This window comes from Aeromonas sp. 62-46, from assembly GCF_001898585.1.
Classification (GTDB): Bacteria; Pseudomonadota; Gammaproteobacteria; order Enterobacterales; family Aeromonadaceae; genus Aeromonas; species Aeromonas caviae.
The window spans coordinates 383,019-401,722 of the sequence record NZ_MKUI01000058.1 but is presented as its reverse complement, the minus strand read 5'-3'; the positions used below and the strand labels follow the sequence as shown (position 1 = coordinate 401,722).

The 18,704-nt window shown below is 48.1% G+C and carries 17 protein-coding genes and 1 pseudogene; 14 read left to right on the top strand and 4 right to left on the bottom strand.

Translation table 11 applies throughout. From position 1 onward, the window contains the following. Window positions 1–32: 32 nt before the first annotated feature. Both pyk and BGO64_RS19620 read right to left on the bottom strand, forming a co-directional pair. The gene (gene pyk, locus BGO64_RS19625) at window positions 33–1,472 is read right to left on the bottom strand and encodes a pyruvate kinase (protein WP_005324189.1); all 1,440 of its coding nucleotides are present in this window, start codon (window positions 1,470–1,472) and stop codon (window positions 33–35) included. A 160-nt stretch (window positions 1,473–1,632) separates the two neighbouring features. Continuing rightward, the gene (locus BGO64_RS19620; RefSeq protein ID WP_029314760.1) at window positions 1,633–2,487 is read right to left on the bottom strand and encodes a MurR/RpiR family transcriptional regulator; all 855 of its coding nucleotides are present in this window, start codon (window positions 2,485–2,487) and stop codon (window positions 1,633–1,635) included. Between the two features lie 348 nt (window positions 2,488–2,835). Here BGO64_RS19620 and glk point away from each other — a divergent pair, with 348 nt between their 5' ends. Then, window positions 2,836–3,804 carry a glucokinase gene (gene glk, locus BGO64_RS19615; RefSeq protein ID WP_039041241.1) on the top strand — a complete coding sequence of 323 codons (969 nt, stop codon included), beginning with the start codon at window positions 2,836–2,838 and terminating at the stop codon, window positions 3,802–3,804. Between the two features lie 369 nt (window positions 3,805–4,173). Here the strand turns inward: glk and BGO64_RS19610 are convergent, their stop codons facing one another. Both BGO64_RS19610 and BGO64_RS19605 read right to left on the bottom strand, forming a co-directional pair. Next, window positions 4,174–5,544 carry an ATP-binding protein gene (locus tag BGO64_RS19610; protein ID WP_214005469.1) on the bottom strand — a complete coding sequence of 457 codons (1,371 nt, stop codon included), beginning with the start codon at window positions 5,542–5,544 and terminating at the stop codon, window positions 4,174–4,176. Between the two features lie 11 nt (window positions 5,545–5,555). Beyond that, on the bottom strand, window positions 5,556–6,230 hold the full coding sequence (locus BGO64_RS19605; protein ID WP_041207018.1) for a response regulator: 675 nt from the start codon (window positions 6,228–6,230) through the stop codon (window positions 5,556–5,558). 975 nt (window positions 6,231–7,205) lie between these two features. On the opposite strand from BGO64_RS19605, the gene rfbB reads away from it, so the two are divergent. The 13 genes and pseudogenes from rfbB to BGO64_RS19545 all read left to right on the top strand — a co-directional run bounded on the left by rfbB (window position 7,206) and on the right by BGO64_RS19545 (window position 18,704). Further along, on the top strand, window positions 7,206–8,327 hold the full coding sequence (gene rfbB / locus BGO64_RS19600) for a dTDP-glucose 4,6-dehydratase (RefSeq protein ID WP_266139846.1): 1,122 nt from the start codon (window positions 7,206–7,208) through the stop codon (window positions 8,325–8,327). Continuing rightward, window positions 8,327–9,193: a glucose-1-phosphate thymidylyltransferase RfbA gene (gene rfbA, locus BGO64_RS19595; RefSeq protein ID WP_119197490.1), complete on the top strand. Its 867-nt coding sequence runs from the start codon at window positions 8,327–8,329 to the stop codon at window positions 9,191–9,193. The genes rfbB and rfbA overlap by 1 nt, the downstream gene beginning before the upstream one ends. A gap of 2 nt (window positions 9,194–9,195) precedes the next feature. Then, complete coding sequence (locus BGO64_RS19590; RefSeq protein ID WP_266136621.1) at window positions 9,196–9,603, top strand: sugar 3,4-ketoisomerase; 408 nt, start codon at window positions 9,196–9,198, stop codon at window positions 9,601–9,603. Continuing rightward, a pseudogene (locus BGO64_RS20880) lies at window positions 9,603–9,827 on the top strand (LbetaH domain-containing protein); the annotation flags it as partial. The gene BGO64_RS19590 and the pseudogene BGO64_RS20880, both read left to right, overlap by 1 nt. 66 nt (window positions 9,828–9,893) lie before the next feature. Continuing rightward, entirely contained in the window at window positions 9,894–10,070 is a 177-nt protein-coding gene (locus BGO64_RS20875; RefSeq protein ID WP_408813676.1) for an LbetaH domain-containing protein, read from the top strand. Next, window positions 10,067–11,170: a DegT/DnrJ/EryC1/StrS family aminotransferase gene (locus tag BGO64_RS19580; protein ID WP_266139845.1), complete on the top strand. Its 1,104-nt coding sequence runs from the start codon at window positions 10,067–10,069 to the stop codon at window positions 11,168–11,170. Before BGO64_RS20875 ends, BGO64_RS19580 begins: the two co-directional genes overlap by 4 nt. After that, window positions 11,167–12,417 (top strand): O-antigen translocase, encoded by a 1,251-nt coding sequence (locus BGO64_RS19575; RefSeq protein WP_266139844.1) that lies wholly within the window; start codon window positions 11,167–11,169, stop codon window positions 12,415–12,417. Before BGO64_RS19580 ends, BGO64_RS19575 begins: the two co-directional genes overlap by 4 nt. A gap of 244 nt (window positions 12,418–12,661) precedes the next feature. Further along, a complete protein-coding gene (locus BGO64_RS19570) occupies window positions 12,662–13,702 on the top strand; it encodes a hypothetical protein (RefSeq protein WP_266139843.1) in 1,041 nt (346 codons plus the stop codon). 43 nt (window positions 13,703–13,745) lie between these two features. Further along, window positions 13,746–14,831 carry a glycosyltransferase family 4 protein gene (locus BGO64_RS19565; protein WP_266139842.1) on the top strand — a complete coding sequence of 362 codons (1,086 nt, stop codon included), beginning with the start codon at window positions 13,746–13,748 and terminating at the stop codon, window positions 14,829–14,831. A gap of 6 nt (window positions 14,832–14,837) precedes the next feature. Then, complete coding sequence (locus BGO64_RS19560) at window positions 14,838–15,830, top strand: EpsG family protein (RefSeq protein ID WP_266139841.1); 993 nt, start codon at window positions 14,838–14,840, stop codon at window positions 15,828–15,830. Window positions 15,831–15,836: 6 nt separating this feature from the next. Beyond that, window positions 15,837–16,931: a glycosyltransferase gene (locus BGO64_RS19555; RefSeq protein WP_266139840.1), complete on the top strand. Its 1,095-nt coding sequence runs from the start codon at window positions 15,837–15,839 to the stop codon at window positions 16,929–16,931. A gap of 88 nt (window positions 16,932–17,019) precedes the next feature. Then, window positions 17,020–17,562 carry an acyltransferase gene (locus tag BGO64_RS19550; protein WP_266139839.1) on the top strand — a complete coding sequence of 181 codons (543 nt, stop codon included), beginning with the start codon at window positions 17,020–17,022 and terminating at the stop codon, window positions 17,560–17,562. Then, window positions 17,559–18,704: a glycosyltransferase family 4 protein gene (locus BGO64_RS19545; RefSeq protein WP_266139838.1), complete on the top strand. Its 1,146-nt coding sequence runs from the start codon at window positions 17,559–17,561 to the stop codon at window positions 18,702–18,704. The genes BGO64_RS19550 and BGO64_RS19545 overlap by 4 nt, the downstream gene beginning before the upstream one ends.

Sequence of the window (18,704 nt, the reverse complement as noted above, 5' to 3'; positions counted from 1 at the left end):
GGAGCCGTTTTTGTGGCAGGGAGGAGGGGCGATTACTCGACCATCATCACCTTGCAGGTGTTGGTGCTGCCGACGGTCTCCATCTTGTCGCCGTGGGTGAGCAATACCATGTCGCCGCTTTGCAGCAGTCCCTTGGCCTTGAGCACGTCCAGCGCGTCGCGGCACACCTCGTAGACCGGCTTGGTCTCGTCGCCATCAAACAGCACGGGGGTGACGCCGCGGTAGAGGTTGGCCCAGGCCAGGGTCTTGTTGTGAGGAGACATGGCGAAGATGGGCAGGCCGGAGCTGATGCGGGACATCAGCAGCGGGGTGGTGCCCGACTCGGTCAGCGCCACGATCGCCTTGACCCCTTCCAGGTGGTTGGCCGCATACATGGTGGACATGGCCACCGCCTCTTCCACCGAGGTGAAGGTGTAGTTCATGCGGTGGTTGGAGACGTTCAGGCTCGGGTGCTTCTCGGCGCCCACACAGACGCTGGCCATGGAGGTCACGGTCTCGATGGGGAACTGGCCGGCGGCGGTCTCGGCGGAGAGCATCACCGCATCGGTACCGTCCAGCACGGCGTTGGCCACGTCCATGACTTCGGCACGGGTCGGGAGCGGTGCGTTGATCATGGACTCCATCATCTGGGTCGCGGTGATGACCACGCGATTCAGGCGGCGGGAGTGGCGAATGAGCTTCTTCTGCACACCCACCAGTTCGGGGTCGCCGATTTCGACACCCAGGTCACCACGGGCCACCATGACGGCATCGGAGCCAAGGATGATGTCTTCCATCGCCTCGTCGCTGGCGACGGTCTCGGCGCGCTCGACCTTGGCCACGATCTTGGCGTTGGAGCCGGCTTCGCGGGCCAGTTCGCGGGCGTAGCGCAGATCATCGCCGCTGCGGGGGAAGGAGACCGCCAGGTAGTCCACGTTCATGCGGGCGGCGGTCTTGATGTCTTCCTTGTCCTTCTCGGTCAAGGCCGGGGCGGAGAGGCCGCCACCTTTCTTGTTGATGCCCTTGTTGTTGGAGAGAGGGCCGGCCACGGTCACCGTGGTGTGGATGCGGGTGCCTTCGACCTGTTCGACCTTCAGTTGCACGCGGCCATCGTCCAGCAGCAGGATGTCACCGGATACCACGTCCTGCGGCAGGCTCTTGTAGTCGATGCCGACCTGCTCCTGGCAGCCTTCGCCCTTGCCGAGGGCGGCATCGAGAATGAACTTGTCACCGATGGCGAGGTAGATCTTGCCATCCTTGAAGGTGGAGACGCGGATCTTGGGGCCTTGCAGATCGCCCATGATGGCCACGTGGCGGCCCAGCTTGGCGGCGATGTCACGCACCTGGTTGGCGCGCTGGATATGATCTTCAGGAGTGCCGTGGGAGAAGTTCATCCGCACCATGTCGGCACCGGCGCGAATGATCCCCTCGAGAATGCCGTCGCGATCGGTCGCCGGACCGAGTGTGGTAACAATCTTTGTACGTCTTGGCATGAAAGACTCCAATGTGAAGTTGATATGACTTGAAATACTGCCCCGTCAAGCATGTGGCATGGCGCCAACTGGCAGGCCATCTGGGTGGCCTTGTTTGATTGAATTTCGATACTACACCAAGCCCGTTGGCATAGACAGTCGGGGGCGGACCCCCGAATGATCAGGAGGAGTGCGGGGTATCAAAGCGGGATTCGCGCAAACCTTCTTTGACTTTCTTCAGGTTTTCGCGAAATTTCATGCCACGGCGCAGGGTGAAACCGGTGGCCAGCACGTCCACCAGGGCGAGCTGGGCGATGCGCGAGGCCATGGGCATGTAGACGTCGGTGTCTTCCGGCACGTCCATGGAGAGCACCAGGTTGCATTCGCGGGCTAGGGGAGAGTCCTTGGCGGTCATGCCGATGACGGTGGCATCGTTTTCCCGGGCCAGCGCGGCAATTTCCACCAGGGCCTTGGTGCGGCCTGTGTGGGAGATGAGGACAACCACGTCCCCTTCGCTGCTGTTGATGCAGCTCATGCGCATCATGACGATGTCATCGAAGCTCACCACGGGGATGTTGAAGCGGAAGAACTTGTTCTGGGCATCCCGGGCGACGGCGGAGGAGGCGCCCAGACCAAAGAAGCTGATCTTCTTGGACTGGGTCAGAATATCGACGCAGCGGTTGATGGCCGAGATGTCCAGGCTGTTCTTGGCGGCATCGAGGCAGGCCATGGTGGATTCGAAGATCTTGGCGGTATAGGTATCCGGGCCGTCTTCCGCTTCCACGTGGCGGTTCACATAAGGGGTGCCGTTGGCCAGACTCTGGGCCAGGTGCAACTTGAAATCGGGAAAACCCTTGGTATCGAGGCGACGGCAGAAACGGTTGACGGTCGGTTCGCTCACATCGGCCAGCTTGGCCAGGGTAGCAATGCTGGAGTGAATGGCGGTCTGGGGTGAGGCCAGGATCACTTCAGCCACCTTACGCTCTGATTTACTGAAACTTTCCAGATTGTTCGTAATTTTATCGAGGGTATTCATCATTACCACCAGGCATTTTTGTAATTTAACTTCAGTGTCTGTGCACTAAATTCACAGCTCAAGCAGGTTTCCAGTCTCCGCGATGACTATACAAGACAAGCGCTTATCGGAACTAATCTCGGCCCTGCAAAGTATGACTCATGTCTAATTATTTCGTGTTTTTAGTTGCAAACTTCCATTTGCGTCTTGAAAACGCTTACAAATGTTGCAAAGCAACAACACTGTGAGCGGGCGCACACTTGTCTGCATAAATCGCGCAGCCCGGCTGCGGGCTCGAGTAGTATTGCAGCCAAATAATAATGTCGGGACGGTAAGGGCCGCCCCGAGTCGGTAACGAAGGAGTTTGTTATGCAGCATACCCATGCGCTGGTGGGCGACGTTGGCGGTACCAATGCCCGACTGGCCCTCTGTGAACTGGCGACGGGCGCCATTTCCCAGGCAAAAACCTATTCGGGGCTGGCCCATCCCAGCCTGGAGGCCGTGGTGCGCCTCTATCTCGAAGAGCACGATGCCACCGTGGGCGAGGCGTGCATCGCCATCGCCTGTCCCATCAATGGTGACTGGGTCGCCATGACCAACCACAGCTGGGAGTTCTCCATCCGCGAGATGCAGGCCAACCTCGGCCTTGCGCGCCTGCAGGTGATCAACGATTTCACTGCCGTCTCCATGGCGGTACCCGTGCTCGGCGAGAGCGATCGCATCCAGCTCGGGGGCGCGGCTCCGGTAGCCGGCAAGCCCATCGCCATTTATGGCGCAGGGACCGGCCTTGGCGTCGCCCACCTGGTGCAGGCCGGTGAGCAGTGGCTGAGCCTGCCGGGTGAGGGCGGTCACGTGGACTTCGCCGCCAACACGGAAGAGGAAGATGCGGTGCTGCAGGTGATGCGCGGCGAGCTGGGCCATGTGTCGGCGGAGCGTTTCCTCTCGGGCCCCGGGCTCGTCAATCTCTATCGCGGCCTGGTCAAATCCGATGGCCGCGAGCCCGAACCTTTTGCCCCCAAGGACATCACCGAGCGCGCGCTGGCGGGGGATTGCCTCGATTGCCGCCGCACCTTGAGCCTGTTCTGTGTGCTCATGGGCCGCTTTGCCGGCAACCTGGCCCTCAACATGGGCACCTTCGGCGGTGTCTACATCGCCGGTGGCATAGTGCCGCGCTTTCAGGAGTTCTTCATCGGATCGGGCTTTCGGGTCGCCTTCGAGGACAAGGGGCGCTTCAAGCCTTATCTCAAAGACATTCCGGTCTTCCTCATCACCCACGAAGGACCGGGGCTGCTCGGTGCCGGCGCCTATCTGCGCCAGTCACTCGGGATCCGTCTCTGAGCCTTGCCAGTGTGAACATGGTTCAGTCCCGATTCAGTGACCGGGGCGTAAAGTGAACCTACGTACTCAAGAGGACGGGGCTTCATAGGGAATTGAAACCGGTCTTCATCCGCTGGGTGCGCATTGTCACCTGACAAGCCTGAACTGTTTTACCGGCCCTCGCGGCCGGTTTTTTTATGCCTGTTGTTTCTGCGCGAGCATGGGGCCGAGGGGAGCGGCAGGCCAGCTTCTGATGGGGGCGTAAGCTCGTCAGCCTCGCTGCCATGTGCTTGGCCTGGTCGAAGCATAAGGAGTGGGGCGTGAGACAGGGCAAGCACCGGGATGGCAATGCCCGAATGCGGCAGGGGCCAGGTACTGGCCCCTGCGCTGTCAGGGGAGGGTGATGTGGAATCTCGCGCCGCCGAGCGGGGAGTCATCCACCCGGATCTCGCCGCCGTAGCTGTGCACGATTTCGGTCACCACGGCGAGGCCAATCCCCTGGCCGGGGGAGCTGTCAGCCCGCACGCCGCGCTGGAAGATCTGCTGCGATTTGCCGGGATCGATGCCGGGACCGTCGTCTTCCACCACGATGAGCAGGCCGCGCTCCCGGTGGCGGACATGAACCCGGATCTCGCTGATGGCGAACTTGCAGGCGTTGTCCAGCAGGTTGCCCATCAGCTCCATCAGATCGCCCTGCTCGCCGTGAAAGAAGACATCGTCGTCAAACTGGAAGCCGGTCTGCAGCTTTTTGTGGCGATAGACCTTGGCGAGGCTGGCCAGCAGCTTCTCGATGAGGGGAACCGGTTCGGTGCCCTTGCTCGCGAGGCGCTTTCGCCCGGTGACGGCGCGGCGCAACTGGTACTGGATGATCTGATCCATGGTGGTGATCTGTTCATTGATGTTGTCATGGATGTCGTGGCCGAGCTTGAGCTCCTGGGCGGTGATCTGGATGAGCGCCAGCCGGGTTTTCAGGCTGTGGGCGAGATCGTTGAGGGCGTGCTGGTAGCGCTGGGTCTGCTGGCGTTCGTTCTCCAGCAACTGGTTGACCGAGCTTGTCAGGGGGGTCAGTTCGCGCTCGTAGTCGTTTGACAGCGCCTCTCGCGTACCGGCGCGGATCTCGTCAATCTGGCGCGCCATGGTGCGCAGGGAGGAGAGGCTCCAGAAACTGGTGAGCAGCAACAGAGCGCCCAGCAGACAGTAGGCGAGCAGCGCCTGGCGAATGCAGCGGTAGAGGTAATCGCGGGTCTGGGCCTGATAGCGCCGGGCGGAATCGACCATCACCACGTAGTAGGTGGTGGGGCCGGCGCCATGATTGCGCAGGAAACGCAGGCTGTAGATGAAGTAGCTCTCGCCGTTCTTGATGGTATGCAGCTTGAAGAAATAGTCCTGATCCAGTCCCCCCAGGTATCTCATCAGATCCCGGCAGATGGTCTCCTTGATGGAGACCACCTCCGGCATGTGCAGGCTGGACCAGCTCAGCACTCCGTCGGCGCGGCAGATCAGGGTGTCGAGATTGGGATCGATGGCATCCGGGGTGAGCTTGCCTAGATCCGTCATGGCGTGGGGCTCCGGCTGCTTGGACGAGAACAGCTTGGAGAGGTTCTCCTGCATGCGGACACTGGCTTTCTGGGCCTGCTCCTCGGCATGGCCGAGGTAGAGGATGTAGACGGAGAAGGCCATGATGAGCGCGATGACCAGCATGGCACTCAGCATCAGCTTGAGGTGCAGGGAGCGGCGGATCAGGGTCAGGGGATGCAACATGGCAAGGCGCATCAGCTGCAGGCGAGGTTGAAGATGTAGCCCTGGCGGCGGATGGTGGAGATGGGCTGGATGCTCCCTTCCGGATCCAGTTTTTTGCGAAGCCGGCTCACCATCACCTCGATGGTGTTGGGATCCCCTTCACCATCCCCATAGAGCTGATCCAGCAACTGCTGTTTGGAGACCACCTGACGGGCATTTCGCATCAGGTATTCCAGGATCAGATATTCGAAACTGGTCAGCACAGTGACCTCGCCGGCGATGGTCAGCTCCTTGCGGGAGAGGTCCAGCTCGTAGTCACCCGCCTTCACTCTGGGGGAGATGAAGCCGGCGCTGCGGCGTACCAGCGCATTGAGGCGGGCCAGCAGCTCGTCCTTCTGGAAGGGTTTGACCAGGTAGTCGTCCGCCCCGGCCTCCAGTCCTTCCACCTTGTCCTGCCAGTTGCCTCTGGCCGTCAGCACAATGATGGGAAAGGGGATCTGCTGCTCGCGCAGGCGGGTGATGAGCTGAAGGCCATCCATGTCAGGCAGGCCCAGATCGATGATGGCGACATCGATGGGGTAGTCGGCTGCGTAGTGCAGCGCCACCTGGGCATTGTCCGTGCTGTAAACCTGGTTCTGGGCCTCGGTCAACAGGGTGGAGAGGTGGTGATTGAGCAGCTTGTCGTCTTCAACCAGTAGGATTTTCATAAGATGCATGATGATGAGGGTCCAGGCTGCCAATTAGAGGGTCAACAAGAGGGAGAGTCAATCTGGATCCTACCTGACCCCGCTGTATCGGGACTGAATCATCCCTGTCTTCTTTCCTCATGCATTTCCCATGATGCAACGCTGTGTCATCAGCCTCGTGTTCAGGCTCGCTATCCGTGCCTGCCGGTTTCTGGGTGTTGAGGGTCAGAGCCGGTGCTGGGGCTGGTCGCGACCATTCTTATCGCACAAGCGGCTTGCCGCTTTCAGCCTGCCGGTACACAGGGGCGGGGGGCCTTGCTGGCGTCAGGCCATCCCCGAGTGCCTGCAAGCGCTTGAGGTATGAATTTAATTGTTTGAAATTAAACATGTTTACATGCCCTGGCCTGGATGCTGGAACAAAGCAGGGCAATCCCCGGCAACGGCTGAGTGGATTCACGGCGGGCAGTATCACATGAATGGTTTTTTTTGAATCCTGATTTCAATAGGCGCTTTCCTATTGTTTTGACTGTTCATCTTTGGGTTAAACAAGATAGAATCTGACCCCGAATCGGGTTTGGGGCGCAGATAGCCCAAGATGTGAGCAATGCAGGCTGTGGACTGCCTGGGTGTGCAATGTAATACGACAACATTGTTAAACATCAATCAAAACAAGAAGCTGGAGGATGTGATGGCCAACAGCACGGACAATCAGGTTAAAAGCAGCATGTTGGGAGCTGTAACCCAAGGGCGGTAGCATAAGCCTTGTTCACCTTCTGGGCTGACAACGGCATAATCTGCGTTTCCATCAATGTTGTTTTTCCACGCTCCTGAAATAAAGCGCCAACCTATTGAGGTAAATGGACTCCTCCCACACCTGTCCTAGTGTCTGTGCCATTACATCATTAGCTTGTTTATAGATGTGGTGGCATACGGCCGCCAACCATGAATCTCTTAATCTCTTTTCCATTTAATCAGATTGCAATCGGGAACCTTTCAATGAAGATCCTCGTGACTGGTGGTGCCGGTTTTATCGGTTCTGCCGTTGTTCGTCATATCATCCGGCACACCCAAGATTCAGTAGTCAACCTCGATAAGTTGACCTATGCGGGCAACCTGGAATCCTTGGCGGCTGTCTCTGCTAGCGACCGCTATGCGTTTGAACAAGTTGACATTTGCAACCGCGCCGAACTGGATCGGATCTTCGTTGCCCACCAACCCGATGCCGTAATGCACTTGGCCGCCGAGAGTCACGTTGATCGCTCCATCACGGGCCCCGCCGACTTCATCGAGACCAATATCGTCGGCACCTATATGTTGCTGGAAGCGGCACGCGCCTATTGGAACGGTCTGGACGAGGCGCGCAAGGCGGCCTTCCGCTTCCACCACATCTCCACCGACGAGGTGTATGGGGATCTGCCCCATCCGGATGAAGTCGCCGCTGGTGAGCCATTGCCACTCTTTACTGAAACCACCCCTTACGCCCCCAGCAGCCCCTATTCTGCCTCCAAGGCCTCCAGCGACCATCTGGTGCGAGCCTGGCGCCGTACTTATGGCCTGCCGACCATCGTTACCAACTGCTCCAACAACTACGGCCCCTATCATTTCCCCGAAAAGTTGATCCCGCTGGTCATCCTCAATGCTCTGGATGGCAAGTCGCTGCCGGTTTATGGCAAGGGCGACCAGATCCGCGATTGGCTCTACGTTGAGGATCATGCGCGTGCACTCTATACCGTGGTCACCACAGGTGTGATCGGTGAAACCTACAACATTGGCGGTCACAACGAGAAACAGAATCTGGACGTCGTTCATACCATCTGCGATCTGCTCGACGAGATGGTGCCTCTGTCTCCCTCGCACCTTGGGGGAGAGGGCCGGGATGAGAGGAGAAGCTACCGCGATCAAATCACCTATGTGACCGATCGCCCCGGTCACGATCGCCGCTATGCCATCGATGCTAGCAAGATGAGCGCCGAACTCGCCTGGCAACCGCAAGAGACCTTCGATTCTGGTATCCGCAAGACGGTGCAGTGGTATCTGGATAACCAGCAGTGGGTTAACAATGTCAAAAGCGGTGCCTACCAATCTTGGATAGCTAAGCAGTACGGGGAGAAGAAGTAATGAAAGGAATTATTCTGGCTGGCGGTTCTGGCACTCGTCTGTACCCTATCACCATGGGAGTATCCAAACAGCTCTTGCCAGTTTATGACAAGCCTATGATTTATTATCCACTGTCCGTACTGATGCTTGCCGGGATCAGGGAAGTTCTGATTATCACGACACCTGAAGATCAAGACAGCTTTCAACGTTTGTTAGGTGATGGCAGTCAATTTGGTATTTCACTGGAATATGCAGTTCAGCCAAGCCCGGATGGGCTTGCTCAAGCATTTATTATCGGTGAGGAATTCATCGGGCATGAATCAGTATGCTTGATACTTGGTGATAACATGTTTTGGGGCCAGGGTTTTTCACCCATGCTTCGAGATGCTGCTAGCAGAAAAGAAGGGGCAACAGTATTCGGCTATAAAGTTCAAGATCCTGAAAGATTTGGGATTGTGGAATTTGATGATAAGCAGAGTGTCATTTCAATCGAAGAGAAGCCGGCACAACCTAAGTCACATTTTGCAGTAACTGGGCTCTACTTTTACGACAATCAAGTAGTCAATATTGCCAAACAAGTCAGACCCTCTAAACGAGGAGAGCTTGAGATAACCAGTATCAATCAAGCATATCTGGAGCGAGGACAACTTAATGTTGAATTGTTGGGGCGGGGATTTGCATGGCTCGACAGTGGTACTCATGAAAGCTTGCTTGAAGCATCAAACTTCGTGGCAACCATTGAAGCCAGACAGGGTTTTAAAATAGCCTGTCTTGAAGAAATTGCATGGCGAAACAGTTGGTTGAGTAAAAATGACGTAGCCATTACTGCAAATCGTATGGCAAAAAATAGCTATGGACAGTATTTGCTCGATCTCATAAAGGATTAATGATGGAATTGATAAAGTTAATTGATTTCCCTGTGTTGGGAGATGAACGAGGTTCATTGCTTGCTTTGGAAGGAAATAAAAACATACCTTTCGATATAAAGCGAGTATATTACATCTATGGTACACAAAATGGTGTTGCCCGTGGCTTTCATGCCCATAAAGAGTTAAAACAAGTCGCTATTTGCCTGAATGGAAGTTGTCGCTTTGTGATGGACAATGGTGTTGAAAAATCAGATGTGGTCTTGAATTCTCCATCACAAGGTCTGTTGATTGATACTATGCAGTGGCATGAGATGTATGATTTTAGCAGCGATTGTATCTTGTTGGTGCTAGCAAGCGATGTTTATGATGAAGCTGATTACATCAGAAACTATGATGATTTTTTAACTTTTGCCAAGAGGCATGACTGATGTTCATCCACGCTCTTAGTGACGTACAGTCAAGTGATATTGGTAATGGTACTCGGATATGGCAATTTTCAGTTGTGCTTCAGGGTGCCAAGATAGGTCAAGAATGTAATATATGTGCACATACTCTAATTGAAGGTGATGTCATTATTGGTGATCGTGTTACGGTAAAATCCGGTGTCTATATCTGGGATGGTATAAGAATCGAGGATGATGTTTTTATTGGTCCTTGTGTAGCATTCACTAATGATCGGCATCCTAGGTCTAAAGTGTACCCAGTAGAGTTTCCTACAATGGTAATAAAACAGGGTGCATCTGTTGGCGCTAACGCAACCCTATTACCTGGTATTACGGTTGGAAAATATGCCATGGTGGGGGCTGGTGCCGTCGTCACTAAAGATGTACCTGATTATGCGGTCGTTGCTGGAAATCCAGCTAAAGTAATTCGTTATATTGAGATGGAAAAATGATTAATTTCCTCGATTTGAAAGCTATTAACAGTCAATATCAGAAAGAACTGAAAGATGCTTGCTCCAGAGTAATTGACTCTGGCTGGTATATTATGGGTAATGAGTTAAGTGAGTTTGAAATTGAGTTTTCTCGCTATTGCGGCACCAAGCATGCAATTGGTGTAGCCAATGGACTGGATGCTCTCAACTTGGTGCTGAGAGCATGGAAAGAACTTGGCAAGTTGCAAGCAGGCGATGAAGTCATTGTACAGGCCAATACCTACATAGCCTCCATTCTGGCGATTACTGAAAATGACCTGGTTCCTGTTTTACTGGAACCAAACCCAGACACCTTTAACCTGGAACCGGCGCAGGTTAGAGGGTCTATCACATCAAAAACCAAAGCCATACTTCCAGTACATCTATATGGCCAACTTTCTCCTATGCCAGAATTGATGGCTATTGCCGCAGAGTTTGATTTACTGGTACTGGAGGATTGTGCCCAAGCGCATGGTGCGGAAGTTCAGGGCAAGCGTGCAGGCAACTGGGGGCATGCTGCCGGTTTCAGCTTCTATCCAGGAAAAAACCTGGGTGCTCTGGGAGATGCAGGAGCTGTGACAACGAATGAAGATGAGTTGGCTCAGACAATCAGAGCACTGCGTAATTATGGTTCGCACAAAAAATATGAGAATCTGTATCAAGGAGTCAACAGTCGGTTAGATGAAATTCAGGCCGCGATGATGCGAGTAAAACTGCCTTATCTGGAAGGGGAGACCGCTCGTCGTCAAAGTATTGCCCAATCTTATCGCACACGAATTACTAATTCTCTGGTGAAATTACCAAGTGTGGAACATGAAAGTGCACATGTATGGCACTTGTTTGTTATACGTAGCGGGGTACGTGATCAGCTGCAGCAATGGTTGTCTGAGCAAGGTATCCAGACGCTGATCCATTACCCAATCCCGCCACATAAACAAAAAGCTTACCCCGAGCTCCAGGATTATCGACTGCCGTTGACAGAGCAGATCCATCAGCAAGTCCTTTCTCTTCCAATGGATCCGACGATGAGCGATGAGGCTGTGACAAGGGTGATCGATGCGGTGAACGGCTTTAAAGCATGAGACGCCTGCTTAAAGTGACCGCGATGACGGGCCTGTTAACGCTCCTCAAAATGGCGATGGGTTTTGTTATTGCGAAGGTGGTGGCCATTTATACTGGCCCCACCGGGATGGCTATGTTGGGCCAGGTTCAGAGTATGGTCGGTAGCCTCAACGGGGTCATCAATGCGCCAGTAGGTAGCGGGATTGTTCGTTATACCGCTGAGAAGAAAGAGCAGGGTTTTGAGGCGTGTGCGCCTTGGTGGCGAGCGGCAGTTCAGTGGGTACTGATTATTTCTGCCATCACGATTCCTAGCGGATTGCTGCTAGCTGAGCACATCGCCAACTGGCTATTTCAAGATAAAGCACTCGCCTGGATTGTAATGGCTACCGTCTGTGTCTTGCCATTATCTGCTATAGGTACACTGTGTAATTCGGTCATTAACGGCCAGCAACTGTATCGCCGATATGTTGGCTTAGGGATGCTATCTGCCCTTATTTCCGGTTGCGTCATGTTGAGCATGATAGTGATGGCCAATATCCAGGGAGCCTTGTTGGCAGCAGCTGTACAGGCTGCTTTGATCGGGCTGGTGATGCTGGTTGTTAACCTGCGCCAACCTTGGTTGAGAGTGCAATACTGGTGGGGGAGTACAACCAAGGAAGCGAGAAAAGCTATTGGCGGCTACATGCTGATGGCGATCACTACCGCCTTGACCGTTCCGATATCGCTGATTCTGGTTCGTACTATCCTGGTCGATCAAGTCGGCTGGGAGGCTGCAGGCCATTGGCAGGCGGTATGGAAAATATCAGAGGTCTACCTTGGTGTGATTACCATGGCGCTGGGGACCTATTACTTACCCCGTCTCTCCTCTCTTGTCGGTGTCGATGCGATTGTCAATGAGATTCATAGAACGGCACTTGTGATTATACCGATAGTCGGGGTCATGGCGTTGGGTGTTTACCTATTGCGTGATGTGGCTATTTGGTTGCTTTTTACCGAGGAGTTCAGATCGGCCAGGGATCTCTTTGCTATTCAATTGTGTGGTGATGTAGCGAAGATTGCTAGTTGGTTATATGCATACCCTATGCTCTCTCGTGGTGCAGCTAAATGGTTTATGACTACAGAAGTATTTTTCTCCATTATATTTGTGATTATTTCCTATCTGCTTATTCTATCAATGGGGACAAAAGGTGCGGCACTTGCATATGCAATAAATTATTCATTGTATTTTATTTTTGTGTTTGCAAATGTCAAAAGGTTTTCTCGATAAAATATTTTAATTTTCCAGCTGACGTCATCATGGTCTATTTTTACATGGCTTTTTGTATCAGCCTGTATGTAGCTTTAATGGTTTTTAGTTGAACATAAACAGCGATATGAATTTTTCTCTCATAACATAAAAGTTTTAATTTGTTATGTTTCTCATTCAATAGAATATGTTTGTGGAAATATATGGTGTTTATTTATCGCCATGTTTTCAATGAGTGTTAGTTTGAGTTTGATGGATTATAATTATGAAGATCCTTGTTTATGGTGAGTATAGTGGTTATGGAAATTCATTGGCTGCTGGTTTTAAAGAGCTTGGGTATGAGGCTTCAGTTTTTTCCCCAAATGGTGACGGATGGAAGAATTTAAATTCAGATATTAGCCTTTCATCATCAAGTAAAATAGGTAGATTGTTAGAGTTATTTTCTATTGTTCCCAAGTTTTTAAAGTTTGATGTTGTCTATATAATGAACCCCACATTCTTCAATTTCAAACTACTTGGTCCTCTTATTCTTCTTTTGTTAAAAATAAAAAAAATAAAGATATACCTATTATGTTGTGGTGATGATGTTGAGTACATTAAAGCAGGGGAGTCAGGAGCTCTAGAGAAGTTTGTTTTTAATGGCATTAAATATCCATCTGTAAATTATTTTAAGACAGTGGAAGATAAAGTTGTTAATTATCTCTGTGCTAAAGCGGCGCTTAAAATAATACCTACAATGTATGATTATGAACTACCATGGAAATTGAGTGGGTTTTCTAATAAAGTAACAAAAGTTATTCCTCTAGCATGTCACCTTGATGCCATTAGCAAATTAAGAAAGACAAACTTCAATTCTATTAAAATAATGCATGGGATCAACCGCCGGGATGTAAAGGGTACTGATTATATACTTTCTGCTTTAAAACGTATTGAAGAAGAATTTAAAAATGTTACTGTATATACGCCTGAAAAAATGAGTCAGTCAGACTATCTTCGCTTATTTTCAGAAATAGATATCTCTATTGACCAATGTAAATGTCATAGCTATGGCATGAATGCGATTTATGCGATGTTGCATGGGCATGTAGTGTTAGCTCCTGCTGATATACACCACTGTAAATCACTAGGCATTCCAACTTCACCTGTAATATCTATTTCGGCGAGTGAGGATGCTATATATGAAGCAGTGAGAAAGGTGTTAATTGAAAAGGATAAGCTAGACAGTCTTAAGTATGATTGCTATGTCCATGCAAGAATGTTGCATTCACCAGTAAATGTATGCAAAAAGCTTATTTCAGAGCTCTAATTCCTTATTGTCTAATGCTAAAAGAATATCTCTGGTGATAAATATGAAAAAAATATGTTTTTTTATAGGGAATATTAATAATGTGGGTGGTACTGAGCGTGTCACTTCGGTTATTGCTAATGAATTACAATTGCGTGGTTATCAAACCTATATTTTAAGCTTACAGTGTGGTGATAAGCCATTTTTTGAGCTGGAAAAATCTATTCATGTTAGCCAGATATTCAATTCACAAGGTCGTGGTTTAACTCGATATCCCAACGCAATTGTTAAATTACGTAAATACTTGAAGGAGCATAATATAGACATACTTGTTGATGTTGATTCTATGTTGGCTCTCTATTCGATACCTGCTATGGTTGGTTTGAGTGCTCGTCATATATGCTGGGAGCATTTCAATTATAAAGTTGATCTTGGTAAGTGGCCTCGTCGCCTAGCTAGAAAATTAGCCGCTCGTTTCGCTGATGATGTTATAACGCTTACTGAGAGAGATAAAAACTTATGGAATTGTAATACTGTTTGCCGGGCAAAAATTACGGCCATTCCTAATCCAGTTACAATTGAAATACCAATAATTTCTAATTTTAATAAAGAAAAAATATTTTTAGCGGTTGGTAGGTTGGCTTATCAGAAAGGGTTTGACTTATTGCTTCAAGCATGGCGGGAAGTTTCATTAAGTCACCCTGAATGGCAACTTAGAATCGTGGGGGATGGTGAAGACAGAGATAGTTTAGAAAGAAAATGTCATTATTTAGGTATTGAGAGTAATACAGCAATTTTGCCAAAAACGAATGAAATAGAAAAGTATTATAAACAGGCAGCCTTTTTCGTAATGAGTTCTCGTTTTGAGGGATTACCTTTAGTATTGATAGAGGCCCAGGCTTATGGCTTGCCAATAATTAGTTTCGATTGTGATACAGGACCTGCGGAAGTAGTCAAGCATGAGCATACAGGTTGGCTCTGTGAGTCAGGTAACATATCCGCTTTGCGTGATGAGATGCTTAAGGCTATAAAGATATCAACATGTGATAGTGAGTATATAAATTATTCTAAACAAGCAATTCAAAACGTAGAGCGTTTTAAACCCAAACCAATCGTTGATACTTGGGTTCGACTAATCCAAACCTCGTGAGTTTATATGCACGTATCTAAATTCAATGTGAAAGTGATAATTTGTTTTTTGTTTTCACTTATCTATGGGGTGTCGTTAACATTATTACCTAACGAGTTGTTTAGAGATAGAGTCAGCTATATTAATTATGCCGAAAACTCTTTAGACATTATGGGGCGGTATGATGGGCTTTCTTTGTTTACAAATGAACCATTGTTTCTTATTATCAACAACTTATTGTCACAATTTATTAGTCCTGATGTTACGCCTCTGGTTTTTGTTTTCTTTGTTTCTTTTACTGCGTGCTACTTCATTTTATTAAAAAGTAAAAATATTTTTTTTGGCATTCTAGGTATTCTGGCTCTACTTTTAATTCCTCAGGCATTTCATATGCAGTTTGTAGTGTTACGTCAGGCATTAGCTGCATCAATCTTGGTTTGGATTGCTTATTTCTTATGGGATAAAAGATATTTTATACCATTAGTTTTTTTTATTGGTTTTATCCATTCTTCAATGTTCATGGTTTTTCTGTTTCTAACAGTGGATAGAGTGTTTATAAAAATTGTTAGCGAAAAAATCGTATTTCGTTCTTTCGCCGCAATTTTCATATCGGCTCTGGCAAGTTTTCTGATATTACCCATAGCTGAATTATTAGCTATGCGACAAGCTGATGGATATGAATCCGCTTCAATGGGTGGTAGTGGTGGTAACTTCGTTCTATATTCAGTAATTCTTTTAATTACACTAACACAATATAAGCAACGATTTATTCATGATGGTTTGTATGTCATTGGTGTTATTGGTGTGTCAATTTATATTGGAATGTATTTTTTTAGTCCGTTTGCAGGTAGGTTAATTACCACCTTTATGCCATTTATAATTTGTTTAATGTGCCAATTTGGCAATGCGAGAGCATTTCTTTTGTTAGGCTTGATCGTCTTCATAAACTCATTGATATTTAAAGGTTCAATTGAAAACAATAGCCTGACAGTAGATGGGATTAAATTTTTGTTTGGTTGATGATAAATGAATATTGTTATTACAATAACCTGCCTTGGAATGGGTGGGGCTCAGCGGCAAGTATGTGAACTAGCTGAACAGTTTGCAAAACTAGGGCATCAAGTGTTGATTGTTGCAATGAACGATGAACCAGTGAACTGGTTGCGTTCAAGTGACGTTCGTGTGATATCTTTGGGCATGAAGAAGTCACTATTTAGTTTTGTTCGTACCTATTTGAAGGCGAGAAATATAATAATAGATTTTAAGCCTGATATAGTTCATAGCCATATGGTACATGCAAATTTATTCTCCCGTTTACTGCGTTTGACGACATCATTTCCTAAATTAATATGCACTTCCCACAGTTCTAACGAGGGTGGCGCTTTGCGAATGTTCGCTTATCGTGTAACTGAACGATTGTGTGAATTGAACACCAACGTTAGTCAGGAAGCGGTAGATATATCCATCAAACGTGGCGCTGCTTCTGCTGAAAATATGATTGCTGTACATAATGGTATTGATATGCAGCAATTTACTTTTAGCCAAGACAGTCGCTTACGTTTACGAAGTGAGCTTGGACTGACGAATGGAACCCCATTGCTGCTTGCAGTTGGGCGACTCACCGTGGCTAAAGATTACCCTAATTTATTGGTTGCATTCGGCCTATTACCTAAAGAGTTTTCTCATGCACATCTTGCAATCATCGGTGCTGGAGAAGAAGAAGAAAACCTCCATAAACAGGTTATAGAGTGCGGCGTCAGCTCCCGGGTTCATTTCTTGGGCTTGCGTCGAGATGTGAGTGAATGGATGAGTGCTGCAGATGTATTTGTTTTGTCATCTGCATGGGAGGGCTTCGGTTTGGTTGTCGCTGAAGCCATGGCATGTCAACGTGTTGTGGTCGCAACCGATTGTGGTGGAGTAAAAGAAGTAATAGGTGATTGTGGTTTCCTGGTTGCTCCCCGTAAGTCAGAGAAATTAGTTGAAGCGATTATCGCTGCATTGTCGTTGAAACCCGATGAATATGCTGATTTAGGTGCTGCTGCAAGACAGAGAATAGAAGAATACTATTCTCTGTCTGCTACGGTTTCCAAGTGGTTGAAGTTGTATGACAAGAAACTATGACGTCATTGTTTCATCACAGTAATCAATACTTTTAGTGAACGAATTTATAAACTTAGTCGCTAGTCCCAGTTGTGGGGAGATACTCTAAATGTTAGTTAAGTTGGTTCGGGTTTCGACGTATTTAATTGTTAATTTATTTTATTTCATTTTCTTCATAAAAAAACTTAAGTTTAGTCTCTTTGATAGTAATTTACCTTTTAATTTTAATATTTCCAAGGCGAAGGTTTTCATTGGTAAGGCATTAAGAGTCAGGTCGGGAGTTTCTTTTAATGTAACCTCTGGGGTTTTGACTATTGGCAATAGAGTTTTTTTTAACAACTATTGCTCCATAAATTGTCATGATTCTATCACTATAGGTGATGATGTTTTATTTGGTGAAGGGGTGAAAATATATGATCATGATCATGTGTTCTCTGCAGCCACAGGTGTGTTAAAAAATGAATTTACTACATCAAGGATTACGATTGGTAATAATGTTTGGTTGTGCTCTAATGTCGTCATTTTGAAAGGTGTTAGTATTGGTGATAATGCAGTGATAGCTGCAGGTTCAGTGGTAAGTAAAGATATTCCTGCATCATGTGTCTATGTAAATGGTAATGTGAAAGAAATTAAAAATAGGATTTTAAATTGAAAAAAATTGTTATCTCATCTAACACCAGTTGGAGCATTTTTAATTTTAGATTAGAGCTAATAAAGCAACTTGTTGCAAAAGGTTTTCATATAGAGATTATTTCTCCTGAAGACACTTACAGTAATAAACTTCGTGAGCTTGGTTTTATAGTTCATGATATCAAGATGGCATCAAGTAACATATCACCTTTTATAGATTTGGTTTCTCTATTTAATTATGCAACCTTGCTTCTAAAAATAAAGCCTGATTATTATTTGGGCTTTACTGCTAAACCTAATATATACGGTGGTTACATTGCGGCTCTGCTCGGAAGTCGTGTAGTAAATAATATTGCTGGTTTAGGGCGTACTTTTTCAAGTAAGGGCATTTTACAGAGTCTGATGCAATTTATGTATCGCATTGGCTTGAGTAAGAGCTATCATGTTTTTTTCCAAAATAAAGATGATTTGGCATTGTTTGAAAGTAATGGTTTAGTTGGGAAGGGAACTCGCTCTATTTTACCTGGTTCCGGTGTTAATACACATCGTTTTAATCCGAAAAGTTACCAAAATCATGCTTCTTCACTTACACCATCGGATGTTAACGTCCTCCGAAAAACTAAGTTTACGTTTCTCTTTTCAGCTCGACTTCTATTGGAGAAAGGTATACGTGAATACATAAATGCAGCTCGTGAAATTTGCCTTGAGTTTGAGTGTGTTGAATTTAAAGTCTTAGGTAAGCATACTGGTAGTACGGCTGAAATACCGAGGGAGGAATTAGAAAAAGCCTGTTCAGAAGGTGTAATACAATATTTGGGGGTAACTGATGATGTTGTTAGTGTTTTGCATGGTGTGGATTGTTTTGTTTTGCCTAGCTATTATCGGGAAGGTGTCCCCCGTTCTTTGCTTGAAGCTGGAAGTTGTGGCTTGCCATTGATAACAACAGATTCTGTTGGATGCCGTGAGACAGTAATCGATGGTGTTAATGGTTTCCTCGTTATGCCTCAGAATTATGTGTCATTGACTGATGCGATTAAGAAAATGATTTCGTTATCACATAATGATGTGAGGCTCATGGGAGAAGCTAGTCGGAAATATATGATAAATAATTTCAGTGAAAATCTTGTTTTTGAGAAATATGAACAAATTTTACAGAGGAAATAA

Bases quoted from the DNA above. Each gene is read 5' to 3' on its own strand.
- BGO64_RS19610 (WP_214005469.1), bottom strand. From the start codon at position 5,544: ATGTTGCATCCCCTGACCCTGATCCGCCGCTCCCTGCACCTCAAGCTG.
- rfbA (WP_119197490.1), top strand. From the start codon at position 8,327: ATGAAAGGAATTATTCTGGCTGGCGGTTCTGGCACTCGTCTGTACCCT.
- BGO64_RS19580 (WP_266139845.1), top strand. From the start codon at position 10,067: ATGATTAATTTCCTCGATTTGAAAGCTATTAACAGTCAATATCAGAAA.
- BGO64_RS19605 (WP_041207018.1), bottom strand. From the start codon at position 6,230: ATGAAAATCCTACTGGTTGAAGACGACAAGCTGCTCAATCACCACCTC.
- BGO64_RS19560 (WP_266139841.1), top strand. From the start codon at position 14,838: ATGCACGTATCTAAATTCAATGTGAAAGTGATAATTTGTTTTTTGTTT.
- pyk (WP_005324189.1), bottom strand. From the start codon at position 1,472: ATGCCAAGACGTACAAAGATTGTTACCACACTCGGTCCGGCGACCGAT.
- BGO64_RS19590 (WP_266136621.1), top strand. From the start codon at position 9,196: ATGGAATTGATAAAGTTAATTGATTTCCCTGTGTTGGGAGATGAACGA.
- BGO64_RS19575 (WP_266139844.1), top strand. From the start codon at position 11,167: ATGAGACGCCTGCTTAAAGTGACCGCGATGACGGGCCTGTTAACGCTC.
- glk (WP_039041241.1), top strand. From the start codon at position 2,836: ATGCAGCATACCCATGCGCTGGTGGGCGACGTTGGCGGTACCAATGCC.
- BGO64_RS20875 (WP_408813676.1), top strand. From the start codon at position 9,894: ATGGTAATAAAACAGGGTGCATCTGTTGGCGCTAACGCAACCCTATTA.
- BGO64_RS19555 (WP_266139840.1), top strand. From the start codon at position 15,837: ATGAATATTGTTATTACAATAACCTGCCTTGGAATGGGTGGGGCTCAG.
- BGO64_RS19570 (WP_266139843.1), top strand. From the start codon at position 12,662: ATGAAGATCCTTGTTTATGGTGAGTATAGTGGTTATGGAAATTCATTG.
- BGO64_RS19550 (WP_266139839.1), top strand. From the start codon at position 17,020: ATGTTAGTTAAGTTGGTTCGGGTTTCGACGTATTTAATTGTTAATTTA.
- rfbB (WP_266139846.1), top strand. From the start codon at position 7,206: ATGAAGATCCTCGTGACTGGTGGTGCCGGTTTTATCGGTTCTGCCGTT.
- BGO64_RS19565 (WP_266139842.1), top strand. From the start codon at position 13,746: ATGAAAAAAATATGTTTTTTTATAGGGAATATTAATAATGTGGGTGGT.
- BGO64_RS19620 (WP_029314760.1), bottom strand. From the start codon at position 2,487: ATGAATACCCTCGATAAAATTACGAACAATCTGGAAAGTTTCAGTAAA.